Source organism: Vibrio sp. St2, from assembly GCF_947311885.1.
GTDB classification, from domain to species: domain Bacteria; phylum Pseudomonadota; class Gammaproteobacteria; order Enterobacterales; family Vibrionaceae; genus Vibrio; species Vibrio coralliilyticus.
This window is the reverse complement of sequence record NZ_CAMZNA010000003.1, coordinates 33,623-46,369: the sequence shown is the minus strand read 5'-3', so window position 1 is coordinate 46,369 and position 12,747 is coordinate 33,623. Positions and strand designations below refer to the sequence as shown.

13 protein-coding genes are annotated in these 12,747 nt (G+C 44.4%); 7 read left to right on the top strand and 6 right to left on the bottom strand.

The annotated features are described in order from the left end of the window. Positions 1 to 9: 9 nt before the first annotated feature. From QMA41_RS11945 to QMA41_RS11930, 4 genes are all read left to right on the top strand, one after another. The gene (locus QMA41_RS11945; protein WP_281629763.1) at positions 10 to 1,344 is read left to right on the top strand and encodes an MATE family efflux transporter; all 1,335 of its coding nucleotides are present in this window, start codon (positions 10 to 12) and stop codon (positions 1,342 to 1,344) included. A gap of 199 nt (positions 1,345 to 1,543) precedes the next feature. Then, positions 1,544 to 2,467 (top strand): DMT family transporter, encoded by a 924-nt coding sequence (locus tag QMA41_RS11940; protein WP_281629762.1) that lies wholly within the window; start codon positions 1,544 to 1,546, stop codon positions 2,465 to 2,467. A 144-nt stretch (positions 2,468 to 2,611) separates the two neighbouring features. Next, on the top strand, positions 2,612 to 3,502 hold the full coding sequence (locus QMA41_RS11935; RefSeq protein WP_029236124.1) for a DMT family transporter: 891 nt from the start codon (positions 2,612 to 2,614) through the stop codon (positions 3,500 to 3,502). Between the two features lie 52 nt (positions 3,503 to 3,554). Then, positions 3,555 to 4,178, top strand: coding sequence for a glutaredoxin (locus tag QMA41_RS11930; RefSeq protein WP_006960438.1), 624 nt, complete (start codon positions 3,555 to 3,557; stop codon positions 4,176 to 4,178). Positions 4,179 to 4,229: 51 nt separating this feature from the next. Here the strand turns inward: QMA41_RS11930 and QMA41_RS11925 are convergent, their stop codons facing one another. Both QMA41_RS11925 and QMA41_RS11920 read right to left on the bottom strand, forming a co-directional pair. Then, positions 4,230 to 4,583 carry a hypothetical protein gene (locus QMA41_RS11925; RefSeq protein WP_165579764.1) on the bottom strand — a complete coding sequence of 118 codons (354 nt, stop codon included), beginning with the start codon at positions 4,581 to 4,583 and terminating at the stop codon, positions 4,230 to 4,232. A 63-nt stretch (positions 4,584 to 4,646) separates the two neighbouring features. Beyond that, positions 4,647 to 5,825: a multidrug effflux MFS transporter gene (locus QMA41_RS11920; protein ID WP_281629761.1), complete on the bottom strand. Its 1,179-nt coding sequence runs from the start codon at positions 5,823 to 5,825 to the stop codon at positions 4,647 to 4,649. Between the two features lie 113 nt (positions 5,826 to 5,938). Here QMA41_RS11920 and QMA41_RS11915 point away from each other — a divergent pair, with 113 nt between their 5' ends. Both QMA41_RS11915 and QMA41_RS11910 read left to right on the top strand, forming a co-directional pair. Next, on the top strand, positions 5,939 to 6,832 hold the full coding sequence (locus QMA41_RS11915; RefSeq protein ID WP_021457182.1) for a LysR family transcriptional regulator: 894 nt from the start codon (positions 5,939 to 5,941) through the stop codon (positions 6,830 to 6,832). Positions 6,833 to 6,943: 111 nt separating this feature from the next. After that, positions 6,944 to 8,803 carry a GGDEF domain-containing phosphodiesterase gene (locus QMA41_RS11910; RefSeq protein ID WP_065742168.1) on the top strand — a complete coding sequence of 620 codons (1,860 nt, stop codon included), beginning with the start codon at positions 6,944 to 6,946 and terminating at the stop codon, positions 8,801 to 8,803. 34 nt (positions 8,804 to 8,837) lie between these two features. Here the strand turns inward: QMA41_RS11910 and QMA41_RS11905 are convergent, their stop codons facing one another. Beyond that, positions 8,838 to 9,326 carry a hypothetical protein gene (locus QMA41_RS11905; RefSeq protein WP_019275999.1) on the bottom strand — a complete coding sequence of 163 codons (489 nt, stop codon included), beginning with the start codon at positions 9,324 to 9,326 and terminating at the stop codon, positions 8,838 to 8,840. Positions 9,327 to 9,356: 30 nt separating this feature from the next. After that, a complete protein-coding gene (locus tag QMA41_RS11900; RefSeq protein ID WP_065742169.1) occupies positions 9,357 to 9,869 on the bottom strand; it encodes a nicotinate-nicotinamide nucleotide adenylyltransferase in 513 nt (170 codons plus the stop codon). Positions 9,870 to 9,979: 110 nt separating this feature from the next. On the opposite strand from QMA41_RS11900, the gene nadE reads away from it, so the two are divergent. Further along, complete coding sequence (nadE, locus tag QMA41_RS11895; RefSeq protein ID WP_038158475.1) at positions 9,980 to 10,807, top strand: ammonia-dependent NAD(+) synthetase; 828 nt, start codon at positions 9,980 to 9,982, stop codon at positions 10,805 to 10,807. A gap of 51 nt (positions 10,808 to 10,858) precedes the next feature. Here the strand turns inward: nadE and QMA41_RS11890 are convergent, their stop codons facing one another. Beyond that, a complete protein-coding gene (locus tag QMA41_RS11890) occupies positions 10,859 to 11,527 on the bottom strand; it encodes a LuxR C-terminal-related transcriptional regulator (protein WP_031342955.1) in 669 nt (222 codons plus the stop codon). Positions 11,528 to 11,704: 177 nt separating this feature from the next. After that, positions 11,705 to 12,694, bottom strand: coding sequence for a trypsin-like serine protease (locus QMA41_RS11885; RefSeq protein ID WP_019276003.1), 990 nt, complete (start codon positions 12,692 to 12,694; stop codon positions 11,705 to 11,707). Positions 12,695 to 12,747: the final 53 nt, after the last annotated feature.

The window sequence follows — 12,747 nt, the reverse complement described above, 5'->3', positions numbered from 1 at the left end:
TTGAATGATATGACTGCTACAAACATTGAAAACTCCCCATCACTGGGTCAACAGCTGTTCAAAATGACATGGCCAATGCTATTTGGTGTCCTGTCTTTGATGAGCTTTCAGTTGGTCGACAGTGCTTTCATAGGCCAGCTTGGCGTACTGCCGCTTGCAGCACAAGGTTTTACCTTGCCTATTCAGATGATCATCATCGGCATTCAAGTCGGATTAGGTATCGCAACAACCGCCGTAATCGCCAAGGCTATTGGGGCTAACAACACACGCTTTGCCCACCAGCTTGGCGGGTTAGTGATTGCCATAGGGACAATTGGTGTTGCGGTTATCTCTGTGTTTATTTACCTCATTCGAGTCCCGATCCTGCAGTTACTCAGTGCACCCGAAACTCTCTTTCCTGTAATTGACAGCTACTGGATTTACTGGCTGGTCAGTGCTTGGACAGGAGCTCTACTCTACTTCTTGTACAGTGTTTGCCGAGCCAATGGTAATACTATGCTGCCAGGCACAATGATGATGGTCACCAGTGTACTTAACCTGCTCCTAGATCCAATTTTCATTTTTACTCTCGATCTCGGGCTAAACGGCGCTGCCATCGCAACCATTATCGCCTTTGGTATCGGTATCCTAATCGTTGCGCCTAAAGTCACACGCAAACATTGGATGAGCTTTGACTGGCATGACCTCAACATCACTCAAAGTGTTAAGTCGATTGGTAATATCATGGGACCAGCGATGATCAGCCAGTTGCTACCACCTTTGTCTTCGATGTTAGCAACCAAGTTACTTGCAGGATTTGGTACTGCTGCAGTCGCCGCTTGGGCATTGGGATCAAGATTCGAGTTTTTTGCTATCGTCTCTGTGCTTGCTCTTACGATGTCTATGCCACCAATGGTTGGTCGATTATTAGGGGCAAAGAATATCACTGATATACGTCGACTGGTGGTCATTGCCAGCCAGTTTGTGATTGGATTTCAACTACTGATTGCCGCCTTTACATGGCTGTCCGCAGATTGGCTAGCTTCATTGATGACCAGCGAATCTCAAGTCACTGAGATTTTAATCTGGCATTTATTGATTGTCCCTGTCAGCCTCGGACCACTAGGCATCTGCATGCTAATGGTATCCATTGCCAATGCATTAGGTAAATCCTACACAGCCTTAACCATTTCAGCGTTGCGTTTATTTGCGTTCTTTTTGCCTTGCCTTTGGCTAGGTGCACATCTTGGCGGAATAGAGGGGCTATTTTGGGGCTCTATGGTTGGTAACCTATTAGCTGGTATCTGTGCATGGCTAATGTATCAAAAAGCATTGAGGCAGATTGAAGCCAATCTTGAGCGATAAAACTGATTGCCTTTCCTAACTATGCTGGTTAATCTGGTTTTTCATCACTAAGGAATATCTCTGATGCAAATTTCGTTTATTTACCTTTGGCTCCTTCTCATTGCCTGTAGCCGGTAGGTAAACCTGTGCCTGGCTACGAGAACACGTAGCCAGCCTAATTCTTCTCGTAGCCCAACTCTCAATAAAGGATACGAGATTAATGACCGAAAACACCCAGACAATTCGACCTCCTGCTTTTCGCGCCACTCAAGTTGGCCTGTTGCTGGCTCTAGCGGGTTGTCTGCTCTTCTCCATCAAACCTGTACTGATCAAGATCGCCTACCAATACGGTGGTGACGCAACTTCTATCATGGCACTGCGTGCATTCAGCTCTCTGCCGCTTTATCTGGCCATGTTGGTGTATTTGTGTCGTACACCAGACAATCGTACCAAGGCCAAGCAACATGGTCTTAAAGCCGTGGCTATCGGTATCATGGGCTACTACATCGCCAGCTATCTGGATATCGCCTCATTGGAGTTCATCTCTGCTCAATTAGAGCGACTACTGATTTTCTTGTTCCCCACTTTTGTCGTGCTCATTAGTTGGGCTCTGTATCGGCAGGTCCCAAGCCGTCGGGTCATTGTGACCACATTGCTTGGCTATATTGGTATCTCTTTGATCTTTGTCCATGACTTTAACACCCTTGGCAGCTCTGTTTTATTCGGCAGCGGTCTCGCCATCATGTCGGCCTTAGTATTCGCTTTTTATCTTGTGTGGAGTAAGCCGCTCATCTCAAGAATGGGTAGCTCTCTGTTCACGAGCATTGGCATGGGCAGTGCCGGAGTCGCAATCGTCATTCACCTGCTATTAAGTCAGGCAGAAATCTACAGTTGGAGCTCAGAGCTAATTACCATCGGCGTTACATTAGGTATTTTTTGTACGGTTGTTCCTTCCTATTTGATTGCGGCCGCGATGGCGCGCTTAACACCGACTCAATTGAGCCTAACCAGTAATATTGGCCCTGCGATCACTGCGATATCTGCAGTACTCGTATTAGGGGAAGCATTTACTGTTTGGCATGCCATGGGAATGACTTTGGTCGTATTTTCGGTTTACCTACTCAATAAACCCAAAACCGACTAGTCCGTCGTAGCTAGTGATACGACACCGCATAATAAAACAGGCTGTTTCTTCAGTTTTTTTGATGAAGTACAACAAGATAGATAGATGACGTACTACAAAGAACATCGTATGATTCAGCCTACTACATTCCTTAACACAACAATTATGGCTTCAAGACCCCACCACCCTATTCAGGGCGCGAGCTGGATGCTCACGGCTGGTTTAGCCTTTGCTTTGGTTAACAGCCTCGCTCAGGTCGCTAGTATTAATTTCGGCTTGTCTTCCACTACTGTCGCATTGATCCAATATGCGATTGCGTTGGTTGTCATTCTTCCCTACTTAAAAACATTGGGTATCAGACACTCTCTGCGTACTGAACATCTCGGAATGCACATTTTCCGGGTTTTTCTATCGGTTATCGGTATTCAATTGTGGCTCTGGGCGCTCGCTTACCCGGTACCAATTTGGCAGGGGATCGCACTGCTGATGACCTCACCACTCTTTGCAACGGTAGGCTCAGGGCTAATTCTTAAAGAGAACGTAGGTATAGCACGTTGGGGAGCAACGCTATCCGGTTTCATTGGGGCAATGATCATCCTTGAACCTTGGGCTGATGGCTTTAACTGGGCCGCATTACTCCCAGTGGGCGCTGCATTTTTCTGGGCTTGCTATTCACTTATGGTCAAAAAGCTATCCTCCGATGACTCCCCATCGACGATGGTGGTCTACCTATTGATCCTCATCACGCCATTTAATATCTTGCTAGCAATTCCAGATTGGCAGACACCAACTGGCGGTACGATCTGGCTGGTGCTATTCGCCGCTGGAGCACTGACAGCTTTGGCACAGTGGGCTATTGTAAAAGCGTATTCAGTCGCCGATGCTTCGTTTGTTCAGCCATTTGACCACGCGAAATTACCATTAAATGTACTGGCAGGTTGGATTGTATTTAGTTGGGTACCACCAGGCAGACTGTGGCTAGGGGCTGCGATCATCATTGCATCTGTCGCTTTTATTACTCAATGGGAATCAAAAAAATCCCGCAAATTGAAATAAATATCAGCGCGCGCCGTTCTATTAGTTAAAGGCATTTAAGGGAGAGAGCTCTATGACAGATCCAATCAAAGTAACACTATATCGCTGGGCCGGCAGTTGGGGGCCGTTCAGTGTAAAAATTCCATGTGGCGAATGCACCCTGACCAAAGACATTCTCAAAGATACATTTGAGAACGAATTGGTCGATGTTCCCGTTGAATTGGAAGTGAAAGATTGGCTCTCTCATTGGTGGGAACCGTTGAAGGTTGGAGCCTGGCATGCTCCTATTCTTATGGTCGAAGGCAAGGTGGTCAGCCAAGGTGAAGCCTTGAATCGCGGTGTGTTGGTACAGTCTATTATTCAAGAGTGGACTAAACGCGATACGTTGAAAGGAAACATTGTCTACGGAAAAGCGACCTGCCCTTACTGCGTGAAAGCCAAGAAATTACTTGATGACGCTGGGATTGATTACCAGTATCACGACGTCGTTAAAGACAGCGCGGCTCTGTATCGCATGATCCCAGAAGTGAAAGCAATTATCGGTGAAAAAACACCGGTAACCGTTCCTCAGATCTGGCTTGATGGTCATTACATCGGCGGCGCCGACAATCTGCAAGCTTGGCTGGCAGAAAAAGGCTTAAGTAATGTGCCCGATAACGTGGTAACCATGGACAACAACCAAAGCTCCGTTGGTTAAAAATAAAGCCCCAAAAATGGGGCTTTATTTTTATAGAAAACGTAAACTCGACTATTTAGCGCGTTTTGGTTGTTGGTACGTTTTACCTGCGGCCTGATAGGTATCTTTGCGCTTCACATCAAACATTACTTCAAAGAACCAAGCTACAAATCGAATCACGTCATCGCCTTCGTTCATCACATGCTCAACGTATTCTTGCTCTTCACCTTGATCGTTTTCTTGCATCGTCACATGGTAAATGCGTTGTTCACCGTCAACTTCTGCCAAAGCAAACTGACCTGTTAGAGACTGCGCCGCCTCAGCAACTTCTTCATTTTCATGTTGTTTCAACACTTCAAGTGCTTGCGGTAAGTTCTCTTTTGCACAAAGCGCAGTGACTAACTCTTCGAATTGTTTGTGTTCCATCGTCGACCTCTCAGATCGTCAGTTCAATCATTGAGGCGCATTGTAGCAGGGGTTTTACTCCTTTCAAGCAAACTCTTGGCGTGTCACTGGCCGAACCCGACTCGAGTAAAGCACCATTGTCATTAAGCTTGCAGATATCAAATAAAACGCACCTAATGCCATTTGGCTTTGTACCCAATTCTCCACTAAATAACCTCCAAACACACCTGCAAGACACATCTGGATTGATCCTGTTAGAGCAGATACAGAACCAGCCTGCCGTTTATGTGGCGCAAGCAACATGCTAATTGAGAGAGGGAAAGACAACCCCTGCGCAATCGTCATCCATGTAAAGGCCCAGACAATATTGAACAGCGTCAACCCAGTCACCGCTAACCAAGCTCCAGCAGCCATCATGATGAAGATAGCGAGAGCCATGAGTTGTTGTGTACTCAAATAGCGATTAAGGACATTCAATGCCAGTGTACCAATCAGTAGCCCTGCGGACGGTATCACCATGACTGAGCCATATTCGGCAGCCGTTAAACCCAATTCATGCTGTAACATGAAAGGCATTACAGACAAGGAAACCATACAAGCAAGGTAAGTAATCCAGTTGTAGCTCGCGCTACTCAATACTTGTCTGTTGGTGATCAATTCTCCATAGTTTTTGACCACTTGACCTACCTTGAATGATGTCCGACCGTAGTTCATGGTCTCAGGTAAGATGAAGTAACCCAGTGTAAAAATTGCGGCTAGGTAGACCAGAACAAAAATAAACACAGCTTCCCAACCCAGATAAAATGCCACCCAGCCACCGAAGACAGGCGCAATCACAGGCATGATCGAAGCCGTGACAGAAACGTAAGATAAAGCTTTGGTCAACTCTGCACCGTCATAGCAGTCACGAAGCACACTTCTACCTAATACAGACGCGCTGCCCGCTCCGAGGCCCTGTAGAAGACGCCCCAACACCAAAATCCACAAGTTATGAGAAAACAGCAAACAAATCACGGTTCCGATCAGGTATATCCCTTGCCCAAGTAGAAACACCGGACGACGTCCGATAGCATCCGATAATGGGCCGTAAAACAACTGCGAAGCACCAAATCCAACTAAAAACAGCGTCACAAGAAGTTGGACATCAGCTTGGTTAACCTGAAGCGTTTCACTGATCATCGGTAATGATGGCAGATAGATACTCACACCTACCTGACCCGTCGCAATTATCATCATCGCCAGCAGAATCGGCGTTTTTTTCATAGCGTCACCTCGTTTATTCTTTATGCAATAAAGTTTAAATTTGACGCTAACGAATGATAATATCCTCAATTGGAAACTAATTAGTTCCCAAAAAGAATTAATGGGAGGAAATCATGGACTGGATACAAAGTGTTCAAAGCTACATTCGTGTGGTAGACGAAGGCAGCTTCAACGGTGCAGCGAGAAAAATGAATACCACCAGCTCAGCGATCAGCAAGCGTGTCCATTGGCTGGAAGAAAGGATTGGGGTTCAACTTCTCAAGCGCACTACCCGAACCGTGACTCAAACCGAAGCTGGCGCGCTGTTCTATGAGCGAGCTAAGGTCCAACTTGATGGCTGGCAATCCATTGTCGATGAAACTCGTTCAGTAAACCAGACACCAGCGGGACTTTTAAAAATTGGTGCCACCATTGCAGTCGGATCCAAATTTCTAGTTCAATATCTCGATGATTTTCTACAAATGTATCCAGACATTCGCATCCAATTGATCACTACTACCCCTGGCCAACTGCCTGAACTTAGCCTTGATCTGTTTATCAGCCGTGAGATAGAACAGCTTAATTCACTCAGTTTTAAAGCCTCAGCACTGTTCGAGCACAAAGCGGGCTTCTACGCTTCGCCTGAATATTTGGATAAATACGGTGAACCACAATCGGTTGATGAGTTGACTGAACACAACACGCTAATATGGGGAGAACGGCCACATCGTGAAATAACACTGACGAATGGAAAGAAGATCATTTTGTCAGGAAATCTTGCAACTACTAACCCCGAAGCGCTTTTTTACGCCGCTAAAAATGCCATGGGGATTTTAATTTCCAACGATGTGATGATAAAAGATGAACTAAAAGCTGGCACCTTAAAACGTATCCTACCCCGAATAACTGCTGATGAAGCAACAGTTTACGCGTATTATCCTAAGCTGGACTATCAACATACTAGGACAAAACTGTTTCTCGACTACCTTAAAGAGCGTTTAGCTAAAGAACAAATGGAAGAGCATTAAGCCAAGAAATATCTCCTTCCAATTTGAATTGTTATGAGATCTGTACCATATTTTGATTGAACCAATACCAACAAATAAGTGATTTAAATCACGATAAGGTAGGGTACTCAAATGGCTAGGTTACATGAACAAACTACGTCTATTAGCTTAGATGTGGTTAATCAAACTCTTCAATTAGACGGTGCGCAGCTACTCGATCAGGTCACTTTAGTGCTCCATCAGCATTTTGAGTCTTTTTGCACCTGCGTGATAGAGATTGATAAGTTCAACTCCAATGCTCATATGTTATCTCATGCTAGCGATAGCGCTTTAAAAAAACCATTCTCCTATGCCCTGAGAGGAACTCCCAGCGCACACGTTAGCAAGTCAGATCTTGACTTTGTACTTTACCCCAAAGGTGTAGCAAAAGACTTCCCTGAAGATATCTACATTCGAGAGAATAATATTGAGGCTTACCTTGGTATTCCGCTGAGAACTCGTTCTGGAGATGTGCTTGGCATTTTGCTATCAGCCTTTAGAACCCCAATTGATCAAAGTGAAGAGTTGATTTACTACCACACTCTATTCGCTAATGTCGTAGTGCATAGCTTGAGAGCTAAGTGGCTCTCGGCACGATCAGAGAGTCTCGTCAATCAACTTAGCTATGAAGTATCGCACGACAATCTCACAGGCTTGCTCAATCGAAGCTTTTTATCCGACAAGCTCGAAAGGTTGTCGGAAACCAGTGGAGACTCATTCACTCTAGCCTATGTCGATATTGACAGCTTTAAGTCCATCAATGACTTGTACGGCAACTATATCGGTGACCAAGTTATTAAGTTTGTTGCCAAGGCGATTGAAACCTCGATTCAGGACAGACAGTTAGCCTTTAGAATTGCGGGGGACGAATTTGCCTTTATTACGTACAATAGAGACCCGCTCGAAGTGTGCCGCTTAATATTGCACAAGTTAGAGTCCGGTTATAAAGACCCTGCACACAATATCAAAGTCAATGTCAGCATAGGCATTGCGAGAAAATCAGATAATCGACTCACTGCCGATCAGCTCATCCTCAACGCCAGCTTAGCTCTGAAAGATTGCAAGCAATCAAGAAACTCTCAAGTGCAATGTTATGACACCCACCTCAGCGCGCAATACTATCGACGTACTATGGTCATTGACGCACTGCGCAACGAGCTCTCACCATCAAACCTTAATCCCAGCGAAATCTATGTGCTAGCGCAACCTATAGTGCGTCGAAACCAAGAACACTGGGATTACTTTGAAATCCTCGCTAGGTGGGAAAGCAGCGCACTTGGAATGATTTCCCCATTGGAATTCATAGAAGCAGCTGAGCAGTCAGGTTTGATTGTGGAGTTGGGAGAACGTATTGTCGATCTCGCTTGTCAGGCAAAGCAGGAACTTGAGCAAGGCCTTGGTTACAAGGTCAAACTTGGAATCAACTGCTCAGCGCATGAACTCAATGATACTAATCGTTACTTAAAGCACCTCACATCGACCATCCACCGTTATGGCTTCAAACCTAATGAGTTTACGATTGAACTAACCGAAACCGTCTTACTGTCTCAGACCAATGAAATTCGATTTATTCTGGACCAGTTACGGCTATTAGGCTTTACCGTTGCACTGGATGACTTTGGTACCGGATACTCAAGCCTTAACTACATTCACAGTTACCCCATTGATTGTATTAAGATTGACGCAACTTTCATTCGCAACATGCTGTGTAACGAAACATCGGAACGCGTAGTCTGGCTGATTATTCAGCTTGCTAAACAGCTCAAAGTGGATTTAGTGGCTGAAGGAGTGGAGAGCCAAGAAGCGTTAGAGAAATTGCATGAGATGGATTGTTATCAGATTCAGGGCTACTTCTACTCGCGCCCAGAGAAACCTAAAACGATTATTGATATACAGGCTTCACACACCGTTCAGGATGAACCACCAACCGTCGTGAACATGTTCAAATCTTAAAGATGGACGCTCGCTGCGTCCATTTCACTTTTCATTAGAAAGGTAACTCAAGCTGCATGATGACATCGCGCTCGTAGTCATCGTGCCAGCGATAATCTAATCGGAGTCGAGGCTCTCCCGGCTTCTTATCACCGAAGCCTAGACTGAGTTGAAGGCCATGACTCATGATCCAATTTTCTGTATCAGAGACATTAATCTGATCTTCCAACTCAGACGGTACCCAAACGCCAATGCCAATATAATTAGAGGCTAAACTTTGACTCAGTATAGGGCTAGTCTCCGTTTGCAGAACCCAATCAGACCAATAAGAAGAATAATCTGGAGATTGTTCCTCTGATACCCAATCATCGAACGCATCCAGTTTGTCAGCGGTGTATTGAATACCATCAAGTAAGGAAAAACACACACCTTGTGAGGAATGAAATAAAACCGAATCAGACTGATAGCCAGAGCTATATAGCTCACATGCACCAATAGTTGAAGAAGCCAGACTTGCTAGCAATATCAATGCATGAGTTTTCATTCACACCCCAAATAATTAGTACAGCATTCGTTAATAATACCCTTTTTCGACCAACATTTGGCAAACTTTAGGCGTAGTAAGTGAATTAATGTCTTTTTTATCACTTATTGCCTTTCTTATGTCCGTACTACGTACCTTCACGGTCTCAGGGCATGCCATCACTGACCAGCGATTAAGTATTTCATCCGCTTTATAAAATTTAGCAAAATTAAAAAGATTATCAGGGCCAATTACGAAAGTTATTTCATATTCTGGATATTGACGCTGCAATTCACTTAAAACCGCAAATGTCGTTACGCTATGGTTTGGCTGATAAAGCGTTTCTTCAACAGTACTCCGCACGACATTGCTCGACTGCAAGTCTTCAATAAATGCATCCACCAGTTCACAACGTGCTTGATAATCAAGCATCTCTTTACCCCAAGCATGAGAAATACTAGGAAGTAGCAGTACCCTATCGAAATGCATAAGCGATTCAATAACGCTCTTATGTCCAAGGCTCGGCGGGTTAAATGCACTGCCAAATACTGCGATTTTGTTCATTTTCTTTCCTGATGATTGTGAAATCACTGTTCACAGTTTTCTAATCTGTTCATTTAGGTATGATATTACCATTATTTTCTATAAATCATTGCTTGCAGGAAGGAAACATAATGGAACAGCTAATTCGCGACGAGATGCGCGTATTGCCATCAATCGACCCTCAGTTTGAGATATCACGTCGTGTCGAATTTATTAAGCGCAAGTTGCAGGAAGCACGATGCAAAGCGTTAGTACTAGGTATCAGTGGAGGCGTCGACTCAACAACCTGTGGCCGTCTAGCACAGCTTGCCGTCAATGAGCTGAATGAAGAAACCGATGGCGGATACCAGTTTATCGCAGTTCGTCTACCTTATGGTGAACAAAAAGATGAAGATGAAGCCCAGATAGCGTTGCAGTTCATTCAGCCAACTCACTCTGTGTCCGTCAATATTAAAGCTGGAGTTGATGGCCTGCACGCCGCCTCCCACGAAGCACTCGCTCATACTGAACTTTTGCCTCAACAGGCATCTAAGATCGATTTCGTCAAAGGCAATGTAAAAGCACGTGCTCGCATGGTCGCTCAATATGAAATTGCCGGTTATGTTGGTGGATTAGTACTTGGGACAGATCACTCAGCGGAAAACATCACAGGTTTCTATACCAAATTCGGTGATGGCGCATGTGACCTTGCCCCGTTATTTGGTTTGAGCAAGCGTCAGGTACGTGAAGTTGCAGCAACACTAGGTGCACCAGAGCTTCTTGTAAAGAAAACACCTACCGCTGACCTTGAAGAATTGACTCCACAAAAGGCCGATGAAGATGCTCTCAATCTCACTTATGATCAGATTGATGACTTCTTAGAAGGTAAGCCAGTATCACAGGAAGCGTCAGACAGGTTGGTCGCAATCTACAAAGCCACACAGCATAAACGTCAACCAATTCCGACCATATACGACTAATAAAAAACGGGAGCAATCAGCTCCCGTTTTTAATGGCTACCGTAAACGCTTCTACACTCTTTCTTCTAGCGCAATGTTGTTGTTTGCCCACAGTAAGGCCTGCAAACGGTTCTTGGCATTTATCTTCTTAAAAATATTGTGCAGATGTGTCTTAACCGTATTTTCGCTAACAAAAAGTTCATCTGCAATCTGAAGATTGGATGCACCATGGCCCAGTAAGCGCATGATCTCTTTTTCACGTTTAGTCAGATTAGCGTATGCCTGTGATGTGGTGACGCTGTTAGCACAGCGGAAGTGTTCAATATAGTCTTGCGCAACTTTCCTTGATAACCACATCTCATCTTGCATGATCTTTTCCATGCCTTTAAGCAATAACGAGATGTCATCATCGACATAAAACACACCGACCAAGTTACGCCATTTAAAAAGTTGAGTGGATGGGACATCCTTCGGGCAATTAATGACTATCTCTTTAGAATTCTTGTAACTTTTCGATCGAACTTGATTATAGAAATCGAACTTTTCATCATCCAAATAATGGTAGTCGAACAGAATATAGTCGCCGAGAACGGAAGTCTCACCTTCGCACGCTTCAAGTTCTTCAACCGGAACAATTGACACGTTTAACTGAATGCCCTGCTCCAAAGAGTCTTTAAACAATCTAGACTGCATGCTTACATCTGAAAGAAGTGTTATCTCGTGGGTACATTTATTTGCCATCTGCGAACTCTCCGGCTCAACTTATTATGTAATTTAAAACTATCGTTTAGTTAAAATTAGTCAACATAGCAAATCATTGTTCGCTGGCTAAATACACCATTAAGAAGATATCTTTCAATTATTTACGCGCAATTCTCACTTTTGAGAACGATTTTATTTAGCTAACATCAGGCTAAATCAGTGAGCTGAGGTCAGTTTTCTTCGACAGTATATTACAATCATCATCAATAAAGCGGCATAGTGCAGCGAGCCCCCACTGCTGCCACCCGAAGTCGCTGCGACAGAGCTGCCATTCACATTACTATTCAACACCCTATTCCCGTTAACGGTTGTAACATAGTACTTTGGTGTGACTTGCCCATTAATGACGTTGTTGATCCAACCAATGTAGTCATAGACATCGGTAAACACAGAAGTGACATTCAGGGATGGGTCTCCACAAGTGCTGGGACCAAAGCTAGTAATACCTATTTGTATGTATTGAACACCGTTGAACCAATAGACTGGCCCTCCTGAGTCACCATTACACGTGGAGTTTTGATAACTGCCAATTTGAGGCCCGCCAAAACAGATTTGTTTATCGGTTACTTTACTGTACTGCGTTTGACAGCTAGCAAGCGATATATAGTCTAGCGACGTTTCCAAAAGCTGGGTTCCATTTCCTCCCCCTTCTATCAGACCATGTCCAATCGCTTTGTAGTCTGCTGAGCTGGGAAAGTTGTTATTGAGAGTGGTATTTAGAAGAGAGGTGTAATCAGATACGGACAGTGGAGATTCAAGTTTTATAATCGCAATATCATTGGGCCACAGCTCAGAGCCTGAATCAATGTAGTCATCCGGATAATAAAACTCTTCTGCTTTTGCTTGTTGAGTAGATAAAAAATTCGTTTCATCTTCTAACTGGGGGACGACAACCGTATATAACATGGTACTTTCATTACCATAAATACAGTGAGCCGCGGTCAACGCGTATTGGCTGTTAATCATAGTCGCGCCGCAATAACTCGAGGTACTGTAAGTATTTCCGTTGCGGTAAAAAAGGCTGGCAAAAGATGGGTAATTGACGATATTCGCGTTGCTGCCGTTCACGATATAAGGCGATACGTCGACCGCCAGCAATCGGGAGCTAACCAGTATCAGGCTAAGGAACCAAATTGGATTTTTCATTTTCCCGTCTCCCTTTCGCGTCCTTCAATATTAAGTTTAGCTTACGAAAGGGC

Excerpts from the sequence above, each read along its gene's own strand:
- QMA41_RS11910 (WP_065742168.1), top strand. The coding sequence starts at position 6,944 with ATGGCTAGGTTACATGAACAAACTACGTCTATTAGCTTAGATGTGGTT.
- nadE (WP_038158475.1), top strand. The coding sequence starts at position 9,980 with ATGGAACAGCTAATTCGCGACGAGATGCGCGTATTGCCATCAATCGAC.
- QMA41_RS11940 (WP_281629762.1), top strand. The coding sequence starts at position 1,544 with ATGACCGAAAACACCCAGACAATTCGACCTCCTGCTTTTCGCGCCACT.
- QMA41_RS11915 (WP_021457182.1), top strand. The coding sequence starts at position 5,939 with ATGGACTGGATACAAAGTGTTCAAAGCTACATTCGTGTGGTAGACGAA.
- QMA41_RS11925 (WP_165579764.1), bottom strand. The coding sequence starts at position 4,583 with ATGGAACACAAACAATTCGAAGAGTTAGTCACTGCGCTTTGTGCAAAA.
- QMA41_RS11920 (WP_281629761.1), bottom strand. The coding sequence starts at position 5,825 with ATGAAAAAAACGCCGATTCTGCTGGCGATGATGATAATTGCGACGGGT.
- QMA41_RS11885 (WP_019276003.1), bottom strand. The coding sequence starts at position 12,694 with ATGAAAAATCCAATTTGGTTCCTTAGCCTGATACTGGTTAGCTCCCGA.
- QMA41_RS11935 (WP_029236124.1), top strand. The coding sequence starts at position 2,612 with ATGGCTTCAAGACCCCACCACCCTATTCAGGGCGCGAGCTGGATGCTC.
- QMA41_RS11930 (WP_006960438.1), top strand. The coding sequence starts at position 3,555 with ATGACAGATCCAATCAAAGTAACACTATATCGCTGGGCCGGCAGTTGG.
- QMA41_RS11890 (WP_031342955.1), bottom strand. The coding sequence starts at position 11,527 with ATGGCAAATAAATGTACCCACGAGATAACACTTCTTTCAGATGTAAGC.
- QMA41_RS11905 (WP_019275999.1), bottom strand. The coding sequence starts at position 9,326 with ATGAAAACTCATGCATTGATATTGCTAGCAAGTCTGGCTTCTTCAACT.
- QMA41_RS11900 (WP_065742169.1), bottom strand. The coding sequence starts at position 9,869 with ATGAACAAAATCGCAGTATTTGGCAGTGCATTTAACCCGCCGAGCCTT.
- QMA41_RS11945 (WP_281629763.1), top strand. The coding sequence starts at position 10 with ATGACTGCTACAAACATTGAAAACTCCCCATCACTGGGTCAACAGCTG.